A 13,970-nucleotide genomic window follows, 5' to 3' on the forward strand; every position below is an offset into this window, starting at 1 on the left:
GCATATACACGATGGGCTGGACTGAGTGCCTATGTACTCCACGGACAGATGGAAATCGACAACAACCTGGTCGAAAACGCCGTCCGTCCCTTGGCTATCGGAAGGAAAAACTACCTGTTCGCAGGATCACATAACGCTGCCGAGATGACCGCTGCAATGTACTCCTTCATGGCCAGCTGCAAAAAAAACAATATCAATGAGTTTGAATGGCTCAAAGATGTCTTTGAACGAATCCAAAGTATAAACCACAAAAGCCTCTACCAGCTGTTACCCTCTAACTGGCAAGAATACCGCCCTACATAAAATTTTTTTACTTACAACATGGGTTGGTCGGATGGATACGGATAAAATCATTTGTTGGTAGAATTCCTGTTGGCAATACAGGAGGCGCAAATGTTCCACCGCTTAGACCAATGGAAATACCTGACGACTTAGCAATTCTTCTAACCAAATATAAAGACAACTGACAAGACAAAAGGACTTGAAAACAATGTAATAAAGAAGAAGCCCAGCACCCAACAACTGGGTTTTCGTTGCGTGCGCAGCACGAACAATGAAACCGCGGTTGCACGAAACCGGTGAGGTTCTTATGGAGATTGAGTTATTATGGATTTGCTACAAAAAACCGGACAATATTTTTAAGCCTGTTTTGGATTTGATTTAATTCCGCCTGCCGCGGGGCTACTCAACTAATCAGGGGGATTTAGAAAAAAAATCCCCCTAATTAGTTCGAGTTCAATTCTTTTTATGCGACCAAGTTTTTTGATTTTGTGGTGAACTGCTCAGGAGTGAGGTAATTCAGGTAAGCATGCTTTCTTTTTTTGTTGTACCAGATTTCAATAAATTCAAAGATTTCGACTTGAGCCTGCCCGATGTTTTGTATAGGAAGCTGATAAATCAGTTCTGATTTGATGATTTTAAAGAAGTTTTCAGCCACTGCGTTATCCCAACAGTTCCCTTTGCGACTCATACTCTGGATAATCTGGTATTTTTGGAGTAATACTCTGAATTCTTCACAAGCGTATTGGACTCCCCGGTCGGAATGGAATATCAACTCATATGGGTTCACGGGTCTTTTCCCTAATGCCATTCGGAGTGCTGCTATCACAGTTTGATTTGCCTCCAGTGTTCTGCTCATAGACCAACCGATAATTTTCCTGTCAAATAGATCCATCACCACGGTCAGATAAAGCCAGCCTTGTTGGGTTCTTATATAAGTAATGTCTGATACCCATTTCTCTCCTGGTCGTGTGGCGGTAAAGTCCCTGTCCAACAGGTTCTTTGATGGGGCGTAGGGGTGATCGGAATCCGTGGTACATACTTTAAACTTCTTGCTGATAATGCTTCGGATTCCCATCGATTTCATCAGCCTTGCTACCCTGGGCCTAGAAACAAAGATCCCGCGGTCCTCGAGCTCCAAGGTGAGCTTAGGGCTTCCCAGTCGCGATTTGGTTTGCTCAGTTACTTCCTGGATGGTTTGTCTCAACACATCGTTTTCCAAAGCCCTTTTTGATGGTTTTCTTGTAAGCCAATCGTAATAACTACTTCTGGAAACACCGAAAACCTTACACATCTTCTCAACAGCAAATTCCCCCTGGTGCTCGCTCATGAACCTGAGTATTTGTTGTCGCTCTTGGAGAAGATGCTCACGGCCTTTTTTAAGATATCCCGTTCGATCTGGGCCTCTTTCAATGCTTTCTTCAACTCCGCTATTTCTCGCTGTTCGGGACTTAGGATAGCTTTACCCTTTCCTGCAAAGCTTTGATCACCATGGGATTCAAACTCTCTGCTCCATCGACGAACCATATCTCCGGGAATGCCTAGCTCCCGGCCGATCTCGTTGGATGATTTTCCACTTTTGTGAAGTTCGACAACCATTTTCTTAAATTCCTTGTCAAAACTTCTTCTTGTTCCATCTTTCATTAATTCTAAGTTAAGGGGCTTAACTTACTGTCCAATCAAATGTAGCAGTTCCATTATTTAAGTTGGATTTGTGAGACCTGATAGCTGAAAATGTCTATCAGAATTGTTTTTCAAGTTCAAAAAGCAATCTAATTATTGGATTTCTAGCCCTTTCAGACCTGTTTTGGAAGGGCTTTTTTGTGGCTTAGGCATAGCTCCGCCAGCCCGACAAAAATCAGGAATTAAAATTGGGTTGAGTCTAAAGAAAACACGGCCTTGGGCGGTCCCCTTTTTGGCAGTCGCTGGATGCTGACCATGCTTTCTTTCTGGCAGCAGGGGCAATACCTGGGGTTGTACCTATCCAGAATCCTGGGTTCGGGTTCCGGAATCGGAATTCCAAGTTCCTGATGAATGAGTGGAATCGTGATATGCTTGGCCGAACTTCCCAGAATGCCAAAGTGCCTGATCCGTACCAGTCCCTTTGGGAGGATGTGCCTAGAGAATCGCCGGATAAACTCCAGATTGTCCAGACTCATTTCCAGCTTTTGGGCTCCCTGACGGTAGTCTTTGTAGCTGAACCTGGTCTGTGTTGGACCAATGTCCAGAATCCGGTGGTTGGAGATCGCTACTTTGTGGGTATACCTACCCAAGGTATTCCAGCACCGCTTTGGGATGGCCAAAAGGCCGCTTGGCGTACACCACCCAGTCTTTTTGGAAGAGCTGATTTACTCTTTTGAACCCGCATTATGCATTAGGAACCGTAGTTAGAGGTTAAAATTCCTGAAAATCAAGTAGTTAACGAATGAGGCAGAGCATCGCTCCGGTGAATGAGTTAAATGCAGCGAAGCGATTGATTTTGAATCATTTTAGCCTCGTAATAGAAGGTCTAATGCTTATTGCGGGTTGAACTGCTAATCGGAAAAATTACCGCAGCTTAAGTGCAACACTCCCCACCTGCGTATAGATGAGAACCTTTGAACTGCAATACCCCAGACCAAAATTCTAATTTTCCCCTCTCACTCCACTCGCTTATTCGTCTTCAAATAGGCCATCAAATTTACAATTTCGGCCTGCGTAAGGTTTTCAAACAGGCCCGAGGGCATCATGGAGACATCAGTGACCTCCCGCGATAGTATTCCCGATTTATTGATTACCACCTGATCCTGACCGACAATCCGCATGGTTATTTGCCGTTGATTTTCTGAAATAATATTACCAGAATAGGTTCTTCCATCGCGTGTGTTGATGACCACCATTTTGTAGTCATCCTGGATTTCAGCGCTGGGTTCGAGGACATTCATCAGGATGTATTCCGGGTCGGTTCGGTTGGAACCGGTCAGGTCAGGTCCCACGATTCCTCCTTCTCCGTACATTTTGTGGCAACTTCCACAGGATTTGTTGAAGACCGTTTTCCCGGTTTTGAGATCGGCCGTTCCCAATGCCTGAGCCGTGAGCATCCCCCGGTATTTTTCATAAGCAGCCTGGTCACTGGGTACTTGCTCGATCGGTCCCCAAACCTCAATAAATCCACTTCCAACTACCCGAAGTAATTGCCTTGCAACATTGGCGGGAACCTCTGATTTCGCAATTTTTTTATTCTTGAGTTCCTGAGTCACCATATTTCCGTAGCGTGCCCTGGAGGAAAGGGTTTGCATGGCTTCGAGTTTTTCTTCCGGGGAAAAACCCGGGTACTTTTCCAAAAGCAGCTTACCCAAAGACTCCTGGTCAAAAGCTGCACAGGCACGAATCGCATCCAGTCGCAGGACAGGTTCCTGGAGCAGCTTAGGAATCTCTGAAATGAGATTACTTTGCTGTTGCGCAGCGAGGGTTTGGAGGGCTTTTTTTCGTTGATCGATCGGGGCTGATTTGTCTTTTAGCGTAGCAAAAGCCCGTTGGGTGGCTTCTCTGTCCCCAAAAAGACTCGAAATTTCCAATGCCAGCCTTTGTTGTTTCTCTCCTGATTTTTGGAGCTTTTCTGATACAGCCTTCCAGTTAGCCGGTGTTTTGAGGTCAGTTCGGCCTTCCATTCCGCTGAGCATTCCTGATAAAAGCAATTCGGTGTTTGGTCCTCCTTTACCGATTAGGGCAACGAGGTTTTCGATTTGGTCTCCATCCACCGTTCTTCTTCCTATATTTTCAGTGACAAAACTGAGTTTTGATTTGGGAGCCAGTTCCAGGAATTTATCGGAGTTCTCTGCAAAAAGCGGTTCGATCCCATACCAAAGCATTTTTGGAAGATTGTGATCTTTTTCGTCTTCGGCATGCTGAATCAGACTTTCTGCTAGTGTCCATTTGTCTTCCAAAGGAATCCGCTGCAAAGCTGAAGTCAGGTACAGTCTGACGACAGGGGAGGGGTCGTCCTTTGCCATGGCTTTGAATTTGGCCAAGGCTTCTTTGCTTGGCTTCAGATCTTCGCAAAGCAATTGGATGGCCCAAGCCCGGATGTATGGGTCTTTGTCTGAGAGGGAATTGATCAGTTCCTTTTCTGTAAAACCTCCGGTCTGATGAAGGGTCCACATCGCGCGAAGCCTCCAGTCCGGGTTTTTGTCCTTGGTGAAAATCAGTTTTAAAGCCGGATTGGTCTTTGAATCAAGCTTTTTGTTCACTGCACGCTTGTGCAAAATGCCTCTGGCACGTCGAGCATGCCAGTCTGAGGTATTGGTTTGCAAGGCGACCAATTGAGCATCCGTCATTTTATTCAGGTCTGAATACCTTCCGGGAAAGTCCTGCGCCAGGGATTTTTCCGGCATAATTCTGAAAATTCTTCCGGTCTCTTCATTCAGGACCTCTTTTCCACAGATGTCTGCATCATGCCAATCCAAGGCATAAAGCCCTCCATCGGGACCGATCTCCATGCTGAAACCCACCCATTGAGCATTGTTAGCCATCATAAACTCGTCCCCGTGTTTTCCTTCATAGCCGGATCCTTTGGGAATAAGAATATCGGAAAGTACACCATGCTCATGAATATTTGCCATGAAGATTCGTCCCTGCTCTTCTTTGGGAAATGCGTCTGATTGATAAACCCGAGCTCCACCATGAGCAGATCGGTGACTGTGATTTGCGATGGTTTTGATGTCTTCGTAGACAAAAGGATTGAAGTGCTGTCCGCCCTGCCGATGGTAGATTCCTCCGGGGACAACATGCCAAAGGTGCGGAATCACGCAGGCAGTCATCAGGAGCTGACCTTTGGCATCGTAGTCGATCCCCCAGGGATTGCTGAAGCCATGTGCCACTACTTCAAAACGGTCCTTGACCGGATGGTAGCGCCACACGCCACCGTTGATGTCTACGCCGTCCTTTTCCAGCAAATCCTCCGGAAATGGATCTTTGTGATAGTACAATTTGGCATCTCCATCACCTTTGGGCTTCCGGATTTTGGAAGGCGTGGCAAAGCCCTGTAATCCATACAGCCAGCCATCGGGTCCCCAATGCAGGCTGTTGAGCGTCTCGTGACGGTCCCGGATTCCCCAGCCGGTCAGGAGAATTTGGATGTCGTCTAAATCAGCTTCGTCGTCCCCGTTTTTGTCCGGGACAAAAATCAAATTGGGAGGTGCACCGATGAAAACTCCGTCAAATCCGACAGCTATTGCGGCCGGAAAGGCCAACCCTTCCATAAAGACCTTTTGGCTATCTGCCACGCCATCTCCATCTGTATCTTCCAAAATCAAAATCCGGCTGTCTCCCGAATTGGAAAATCCGGCTCCACGCGACTCATAATCTTTGTTTTCTGCAATCCAGAGCCTGCCCCGATCATCCCAAGCGAATGCCATGGGTTGGGTCATCATCGGTTCGGAAGCCCATACGTTGACTTTGTAACCCCCCTTTACAGTCATGGCGGCCACCGCTTCCTGCGCAGTCAAAAATTTGGCATTTCTGCCTTCTTCCTGTGCCAGTCCCCAAAGCTCAGTGGTCGAATACATCCCTTCTCTTCCGGAGAATTTTCCCCAGGACTCGGTCAGGCTGACGTCATTAAATTCGCTGGTATAGACCAAAAGTCTGAGTTTAACAGTTTCCGTTTTTCCGGAAGGAATAGTCCAATCTCCGTCTTTGGTGAAGGCAGGGCCAAGGCCTAATTGCCCGTCTACCCGCCATTTATTGGGGTAGCCTCTGTTTTCCGGATGATCAAAAACTGCGACATTGACCCGATCTTCCCGGCCGGCTATGGTCATACCGACGTTTATCCACATGGAAGGTTGACCTTCAGCCAGTTCGTTCTTTTGTCGTGCGGCATTGACGATTTCACCATCGATTCCTTCTGTCCAAGGCATTCTTAAAAAAAGACTCCCGTAATCGTACTGCCCGATGGTCACTGCTGTTTTAGCTTCCCCTTTCCATTCCAGATCCAGTAAGTATTCTCCATTGACCTCACTTAGGGTCCAGTTTTGGGTTTCTTCCATGACCGGGTTTCCCAAGGAGTCCAAAAGCTGATAAATCGTCTGCCATTTTACGGCTTCGCCACTTTCTTCGACGATGTTTAAGGCTATTTTTCTCCAGTGATCTCCTTGTGGATTGTGAAAGTAATCCCGCCCATTCACCCTAGTCAATCCCCAATACAACCCCGTCTGATGCTTATGATGCCCGGGGCTGTATTCGGTCAATACACCTTTTCCGTCCGGTGCTTGAATGGGGTGGATGTAGGGGCGAAAATCTGCTTTGGCATTCTGAATCAGTATTGGTTCTTGTTCACCTTGCCGGAATACTGCCAGGGTACCTTCTGTTTCGTTTTGGATTAAAGTCAATGTCGTAGGAGTGTCAAGGTTTTCTTCCTCTTGGCTTTGATTGGGCTTGCAGCCGATGAAAGCAAGGAAAAGAATCAGGTACCAATGGTGTCGAGCGCTAAAGAGAACCATAAGATCAGGGTTAATTGGGTTTTGGTAAGGTCAAAGTGGCGGATTTTTATATTCTTAAACAAAATATAAAAAAAGTGATAGAGAAAATGGAATAGGGTGATTTTCAAGGAGTCAATTATTTCAGCGCTCCTCAATTTAGATGAGCAATCCATAGAAGATCTCCCTTTGAGGAATGTGAAGAAGGCTTCACGAAAAAAAAATCGAAAAAAAATTCTCTTTTTTTGAAATCCCCTGAAAGAACTGGATTTTTTTGGCTCGTTGTTCCTTTCGATTTTCATTATCAAAATGACGCCGTTCAAAAGTGATAGCACGTCGTTTAAAATCTGAATAACAGTGTCTTTAGGTTATTTTATGTCCTAGCTAATGGAATTCTATTTCTTTGACTTTTAGTTAGTAACATTTTGATTATCAGTGGCAATCCGATTTTGGTTTTAAATCGTTTATTGAAAAATTCTTTTCAATAACCAAAACCAAAAAACCAATGAATAATTCATTAAGTAAGTTTTTCATGGCGAGCCTAGTGGCTTTAGCCGTGATCAGTTGTCAATCCATACCGGAGGAGGCTCCGATTAGTCAGGATATGGCAGAGGAAATTGCTGAGAACAGCAATGGAGGAGAAAATGCCCGAAGAGGCTTTGGAACCGAGTTCGGTGCATTCTTGATCGGTTCGGAGGAAGTAATTAATGGAGAGACTGGTGTCTTAGTTTCACCGGGAGCCGGATCATCATCTTTTTCTCTAAGTCCAGATGGGAAGTCTCTGAATTATGAAATTCGGGTAGCGAATACGACAGATATCTTATTCGGACATCTTCACCTTGCACCAGCCGGACAAAATGGAGATATAGTTGCCACTATTGTAGGCATAAACGACGGACTCAATAATGGAGTTATTGCCACCGGCGTATTGCGGGATGAGGACGTTGTCGGACGTACCTTAAGCCAGTTGGTGGATGAGATGACTGAAGGGAAAGTTTATGTGAATATTCATACTGCGGTTAATCCGTCCGGTGAATTAAGAGGACAAGTCAGTGTGAAACGTCCTGGTTCAGAACGAAATTTTGCCGTACAGCTGTCCGGTGCCAACGAAGTGCCTAAGGTGATGACAGATGCTTCGGGACTAGCAAAGTTTCAATTCAATGAGAGTGATACAAATCCTACCTTCCAAATCAATATCGACGGAATTGATTCGGATATTTTGTTCTCACACATTCATTTGGCAGAGGCGGGAGTTAATGGAGGAGTCGTTTATACCTTGAGAGGGGATAGGGTCACAGGTCCATTTAGCGGTGTTTATGCTAAAGATGAATTACTCGCCAGCATGCTGTCTGGACAGTTGAAAGGGGGTGATCTAGTCATCCTGAAGGAAGCTTTCAGAACCGGCTATGCCTACGTAAATATCCATTCGGCAGATTTCCCAAATGGTGAGCTTAGAGGTAATTTCTAAGCTTGAGATTAATTTTAACTGGAATAAAAAAACCGAGACTTTTTCTCGGTTTTTTTCTTCTTCTTACTTATTTCAACACGAAAGCTTCCTGGGATCCGTAGGCCCAATCGGATCTCCACAGGGGTTGTTTTTTTCTTTTGCTTCCTGACATCGTTTACAGGCCTCTTTGAAATTGTAAGTAGGACTTGGAGGATTTGGAGTGAAAAACAGGTCCATTTGTGCCAAGGCACATAGAGTCAGCGCATCGTTGGGATCAGGCGGAGCAGGCGCACCTATCCCGGTTTCATTTCCATACCACCTTTTGCATGCCTGTGCTTTAGCATCCTCAGGTTCCAGATTAGGATTTTCTGTATATAGTTTCAGAAAAGTAGCAGCAACCAGATCTTGGGCTTCATATTGTCGGATGTCCGGTATCTGTGAAGCATCCTTGGTGCATTTGCCGGTGACTCCGGCAGCGATCATGTGATTTCCGATTAGATAGGGGGTTTCCCGCTTGGAGTCAGGTCTTACTTTAAACTTACCTGTCTGCATCACGTCTACCAAGGGAATGGAATAAGGGACCCCGCTGCTTTCACCTTTCAGCGTGGGTAGTATATCCGTGTATGCGGTCCTAAACCATCCCGGTGCCTGAGGATCATAGAGCGGAGAACCACAGATCAGTAAGGGTAGCGTATACTTGCTGTCTTCGGGCCAGCCCGGAGGTGTCAAGTAGAGCTCCAGCATGGATTTGATATAGTCTCTGTCCTCATTCCCGTCAAAAAAAGCCGAAGCCATCATGATCGGCATGTAATCGTTTGGGTATTCACTTTCGCCTGATCCCGGTGCCGCTACGGGATTGACATCAATAAAAGTTTTATATAGATCTACCTCATCATCAGGAACTCCTGCAGCGGTCAGCATTCTGCCCCAGCGCTGCATGGTCATGGCATTTTCGAACGTTCCGGCCTGGAGGACTGCCCAGGGTGGATAGTGAAGTAGTAGGAGTCCTTTTTGTCCTATGACATTCAACCCAAGTGGAGGGAAAAGCGTCCATTTGGAGGTGCCGTCAGCCGGGTTTTTATTGACAGAATAGTGGTTCATGGGATTCCACACCCCAAAACGTTCCATCAATCGCTTGCCACGAATGGCTTTTCTGGCATTTTTAGCATCAAAAATAGCTTGATGTCGATCTCCAAAGATCTTCAAGGAATCTTGACTAGCCGTACCAATTAATTCAACGAAGTAGTTGCCATTTTCCTGAGTGACTTTGATTTGCTCTACTCCCGTTATTCGGTCAGCGACCAGGGAGTTTTTGGTATAGTGCTGAATTACATCTGCATACTTCTTAAGGTTGAGTGATTTGTTGGCATATTTTGCTGCGGGGAAGAGCTCATTAAGAGAACGAACAGGTCCAAGTGGATAGCGATAGCTTGTCATACCAATTAGGATTTAGATTTAACCTGAAGTACTTTCCATTCAGAAAAATCTGGAATCACATTCAGTCCTTCAGTGCTGACTTTGTCATTGGGATTCCAGGTCGTTTTTACCCAAAAATTAAGGGCCTCTGGATAGTTTTGATTGAAGAGGGCCGCATTTCCCGGTTCGTTGTCGAAGGTCGCAATGACAGTGCCTTTCAGTGAATTAATTTCTGCCAAAGCTTCAGCTTTGTAGGCTACATCAGTTTGGGTTTTTACCTTTTTGAGCTTGAGTTCACAGCGCCCTTTCCAATAGGGAAATCCTCTGTTGGTGAAATCCAATGCGGTACCCAGTCCCATACCATTTCTGAGCCCGGGATCTCCGATGTGTCTTCCTGTGAGGTAGAAAATCATTGCTCCTGCATCATAGCAGGCATTTGCAAAATCCACAGCACCGGGATTTGGCAAATCAAGTGCGGCATAGTCATCGGAGAAAAAGGTATTCCCCCAGTAGGCGATGAAGGGTTTTATTGAAGATGAGTTTGAATCCAAACCAGCCTGTGTCAACGCATAGGTTACGCTCCAATTCATGTCTGAAAGCTTGAGATTGGAGGCTACTTTGGCAAAATCAGGAAAATCATCTCCCTGATCGGCGGCGAAATTTTGGATAATAATCAAATTTCGTCTTGCAGTAGAAAATAGCGTGTCGTCCAGATCAAAAACGACAATCGGCAAAGATTTTTCTGATTTGATGGCAGGGATTACTTTTTGAAGTGCTGAAAAGTCAGTCATACAAAGTTTGGTTGGTTAAAAATTTTGAATAGGAATAAATCAGAAGTTAGAACAATCTCTCAAAAAATTAATGATTTACCTTCTGAAAATCTGTAAATACACTCATCTGCCAATGTCTTTCCTTGCGAAGGGAATTTTTCGAAGAAAGTGATGAGGTTAGCTTGGGATTCTTTTCCCACAAAATCATCAGGTAATCCATTGAGTCCATCGATGGCCAAGGACATCAGCTGTTGGGAAATTGTAAGGATTTGATTGGATTCAAACCCAAAAGAGCCTTTTCTCCAAAGTGTATCCATTTCATTTCGATAGGGTAAAAGAACTTCGAGGACTTTGTCCAGGATAGTATCGGAATAAAGCAGTCCTGTGTAAAAGAACGCCGGAACCAACTGCCATTCCCCAGGCAGCGCATCAGCGGTTCTGATTTCCAGAAATCCCTTTGGTCTCACCTCAGGATAAAGCAAGGAGAGGTGATTTTCGAGATCGAAAATACTGGGATTAATTCCATCAATCGGATTCTGAATCCATCCTCCAAAGGTAAATTCCTCTGAAAAAACCTGTTTTTCAACACTTTTGATGTGAATGATTGGAGCTTTCATAGCAAAATCCAAGTAGGCATCAATCAGGGAGCTTTTTGAAAAGAGCTCGCCAGGTTTATTGCCCAGCCGGATTCCTGATCGCTTTGGATCCAGTTGCTGCCAAAGATAACTTCGGTGGGATTTCCGGAGTGTAACCTTTCTTTCCAAGATACCAGAATTGGCGAAAAGTGCGGTGGCAAAAGGGGTCAGAAGATTTGCTGCCACATATCGCTTTGCCTGTAAGTCCTCCGTTTCGCCAAGGTCAAGGTTGACATGAAGCGAACAGGTCTGACGCATCATTTGTACGCCGGAGGGTCCGAGTTGGGAGAAGTATTTTTGGAGAGCTAGATAGCGGGGCTTTTCAAGTTGAAGCCCGATTTGGGCAGCATCAAACCAAGGATGGGTACCCATCTGAAGAAAGTGAATCTGATGCGCTGAAGTGAGTTGATCCAAAATTCCCTGTTGAAATCGCAACTGATGGATCAATTTATCCAATGAGCTACAAGGTGAGGTGGCGATTTCCACCTGACCTCCCGGTTCATACTGGAAGGAGCTCCCCTCAGGAAAACGGATAGGATTGGGATCTCCTTTTTTATCCTGATTTAATATGTCTCCTGCCTGATTTGCAGCTTTTTCCAAGGTTTCATGAAGGGAAAACTGATCGCTTTTCAGTGGGACCGGGATTGCCTTGGTTTTTTTCAAATCCAAAAACCGGACTGGAAAGGCTTCCAATTCGACCCCGATTAACCCTGTCTTGGAAGGAAGAAGGCTTTGGGTTGTTTTTGGTTTGAAAAGCTCCTGCGCCAAAAAATCTCTACAATCCTCAAAGCTTAGTTTGTTAGCTGTCATCGCCTGCTGTCAAAAACTTTAAATTAGGATTGGTCTTTATGCGGGTTTTTTTCAATGTTCTTTTCTGCGATTTGAATCAGGTCCAGATAGTTCCGAAGATCGGGATCTTGAAATGCCAGCCCTCCTCCGCCCCGATTTGCCTGGCTTAATTGTCTATTGAGGTCAGAGATAATAATGTAGCCGGGATCTAGACTTGGAGCTATTCCCCATTTGGCATGATCTTTTTCAAAGGCCCAATAATATCCATTCATTCCTATTTTACTCAAATTTACATCCACAATATCCGCTGTAAATTCTGAGATTCCCTGATCCAAATCTCCAAAAACAACCCCTCTTCTCTAGGATTCCACATCAATGTTGCAATTGAGCGTGGGACCGACAAGATCTTTCCAGAAGTCCTTTCCGAATTTGCTACCCCGAGGTGGTCTGCTCCAATTTTTGTTTTTAGCTATCAAATTGAATTTGATTCCTCCATGTGTATTGAACTGAAAATGTGCAGGATCCTTGGGTTTTGTAGAGGGTACATCATTTGCAAATTTGAAGAGGGGTTCATCTAGGTCAGTTTCCGGCAGGTGGCTGGCATAGACTTGAGCCTCATGTTGGGTGTGCAAAATTTCTGCAATCTGGTTTGCAGTTTGGTAATCTTTAAGACTGACGCAGAGGTAGGTTTGGCCAAATTTTCGTTCATAATCGGGGAGTGTTTTTGCTCCTTCAAGGGGAAATCTGGGCGTGGAGTGAAGTAAATAAAATCTACTGTTCGATTCTTTGGAAAAGGCCAGGATTCCTTTGGAGTGTCCTTTTGAGCCTTTGTTTTTTGGTTTCGGATTTTTAGGAGAGGGAGGGATTTCATCATTCCACAGGATGTAGCCACACGTAGACTTTTCAGGGAAAATCTGATCCAGGGTCATGCCCAAAGCCGACTCTGAATGCTCCAAAGAAACCGGGGAGAGCTGAAGTCCATTTTCCGGCCGGGAATCAGAATACAAAAACTCAAATCCTGTGGAATTCTTTTCGGGACCGATGTTGATGGGGAATTTATAAATAAACCACCAATCCACGGCCTGACCGCTTTGGTTACTTAGAGGCGCGATCATAGTTTGGATTTTCTTAGCGAAATTTTGCTTTCAAGAACTTCAAAGAATTGGGCCCCAACATTGATCTGAAAGATTTTTCCAATCTCCTTGATGCCAGTAGGACTGGTGACGTTTATTTCGGTCAAATAGTCACCTATCACATCGATTCCTACAAAAAACAATCCTCTTTTCTTAAGTTCCGGTCCGATTTGGGCGCAGATCCATTTATCTCTTTCAGTTAGTTCAAAACCTTCCGCTCTTGCTCCGACTGCGAGATTCCCTCTGTGATCCTCTGCTCCCGGTATCCGGGCGATGCCATATTTCACCGGGACACCATCGATCAGGATAATTCGTTTATCGCCTTTTGTCACGATTTCGGGAATGTACGCTTGACATTGGATGTAGCACGTTTCCCGTTGAGTGAGCTCTTCAAGGATGACATTGGTGTTGGGATCGCCTTTGGCTATCACAAATATGGACTGTCCTCCCATTTTGGAGGTAGGTTTGACTACAATTTTATGATGAGTTTGGAGGAAATCCTTGATGGCTGATTTTGACCTCGTCAAAAGGCTAGGGGGGCAGCATTGAGGAAACCAAGCGGTGAAAACCTTCTCGTTGACATCCCGCAGCGATTGGGCTTTATTTAGTACTATTACGCCAGCTTCTTCGGCGCGTTCCAGAATGTACGTGGCCATGATGTATTCTATGTCAAAGGGAGGATCTTTCCGCATAATGATCGCATCCAGTTCAGACAGGTTAGCACGGTAATCACGTTCGATGGTAAACCAATTATGGTAATCGTCCTTGACGGATACCTTTCGCATTCTTCCTTCGGCCTGACCATCTCTCAGGAACAAATCATTCATCTCCAGATAAATCAGCTCCCATCCCCTGTTTTGTGCTTCCTGCATTAGCGCAAGCGAAGTGTCTTTTTTGGGGTTAATGGATTCGATTGGATCCATTACCACGCCCAGTCTTAATGCATTCATGTGTTTCAATTAGTGGTTGAAAAAAAACAGCTGTGTCTAATTGAAATCATACTCAACATCAGCATCTCCTTTACTTGTTATTCATGGATAAGGTACTAA

Annotated in this window: 9 protein-coding genes and 2 pseudogenes; 3 read left to right on the forward strand and 8 right to left on the reverse strand. The window is 45.1% G+C overall.

Annotation, left to right across the window (positions count from 1 at the left end):
* Nucleotides 1-303: IS66 family transposase (locus C4S61_RS20015; RefSeq protein ID WP_146064457.1), on the forward strand; the 303-nt coding region annotated here is incomplete at its 5' end.
* Nucleotides 304-326: 23 nt separating this feature from the next.
* Nucleotides 327-467 (forward strand): DUF3703 domain-containing protein, encoded by a 141-nt coding sequence (locus C4S61_RS20020; RefSeq protein ID WP_235010129.1) that lies wholly within the window; start codon nucleotides 327-329, stop codon nucleotides 465-467.
* Nucleotides 468-745: 278 nt separating this feature from the next.
* On the opposite strand, the gene C4S61_RS20025 is transcribed toward C4S61_RS20020, so the two are convergent.
* From C4S61_RS20025 to C4S61_RS20035, 3 genes and pseudogenes are all read right to left on the reverse strand, one after another.
* A protein-coding gene (locus C4S61_RS20025; RefSeq protein ID WP_103926565.1) for an IS3 family transposase occupies nucleotides 746-1,923 on the reverse strand; the annotation gives its coding sequence in 2 pieces (ribosomal slippage) (nucleotides 746-1,650 and nucleotides 1,650-1,923; 1,179 coding nt in all).
* A gap of 221 nt (nucleotides 1,924-2,144) precedes the next feature.
* Nucleotides 2,145-2,631 (reverse strand): annotated as a pseudogene (locus C4S61_RS20030) (IS91 family transposase); the annotation flags it as partial.
* 287 nt (nucleotides 2,632-2,918) lie between these two features.
* The gene (locus C4S61_RS20035; protein WP_103926567.1) at nucleotides 2,919-6,755 is read right to left on the reverse strand and encodes a PVC-type heme-binding CxxCH protein; all 3,837 of its coding nucleotides are present in this window, start codon (nucleotides 6,753-6,755) and stop codon (nucleotides 2,919-2,921) included.
* A 481-nt stretch (nucleotides 6,756-7,236) separates the two neighbouring features.
* Between C4S61_RS20035 and C4S61_RS20045 the strand changes: the two genes are divergently transcribed.
* The gene (locus C4S61_RS20045) at nucleotides 7,237-8,199 is read left to right on the forward strand and encodes a CHRD domain-containing protein (RefSeq protein WP_103926569.1); all 963 of its coding nucleotides are present in this window, start codon (nucleotides 7,237-7,239) and stop codon (nucleotides 8,197-8,199) included.
* 72 nt (nucleotides 8,200-8,271) lie between these two features.
* On the opposite strand, the gene C4S61_RS20050 is transcribed toward C4S61_RS20045, so the two are convergent.
* From C4S61_RS20050 to gshB, 5 genes and pseudogenes are all read right to left on the reverse strand, one after another.
* Complete coding sequence (locus C4S61_RS20050) at nucleotides 8,272-9,615, reverse strand: hypothetical protein (protein ID WP_103926570.1); 1,344 nt, start codon at nucleotides 9,613-9,615, stop codon at nucleotides 8,272-8,274.
* Nucleotides 9,616-9,620: 5 nt separating this feature from the next.
* Nucleotides 9,621-10,385, reverse strand: a complete 765-nt coding sequence (locus C4S61_RS20055) for an HAD family hydrolase (RefSeq protein WP_103926571.1) — start codon at nucleotides 10,383-10,385, stop codon at nucleotides 9,621-9,623.
* Between the two features lie 59 nt (nucleotides 10,386-10,444).
* Nucleotides 10,445-11,809 carry a glutamate-cysteine ligase family protein gene (locus tag C4S61_RS20060; RefSeq protein ID WP_103926572.1) on the reverse strand — a complete coding sequence of 455 codons (1,365 nt, stop codon included), beginning with the start codon at nucleotides 11,807-11,809 and terminating at the stop codon, nucleotides 10,445-10,447.
* Between the two features lie 23 nt (nucleotides 11,810-11,832).
* Nucleotides 11,833-12,903 (reverse strand): annotated as a pseudogene (locus C4S61_RS20070) (deoxyribonuclease II family protein).
* Nucleotides 12,900-13,871 (reverse strand): glutathione synthase, encoded by a 972-nt coding sequence (gshB, locus tag C4S61_RS20075; RefSeq protein WP_103926575.1) that lies wholly within the window; start codon nucleotides 13,869-13,871, stop codon nucleotides 12,900-12,902. Before gshB ends, C4S61_RS20070 begins: the two are co-directional and overlap by 4 nt.
* Nucleotides 13,872-13,970 lie beyond the last annotated feature (99 nt).

It is taken from the genome of Algoriphagus boritolerans DSM 17298 = JCM 18970 (assembly GCF_900108085.1).
In the GTDB taxonomy this organism is placed as follows: domain Bacteria; phylum Bacteroidota; class Bacteroidia; order Cytophagales; family Cyclobacteriaceae; genus Algoriphagus; species Algoriphagus boritolerans.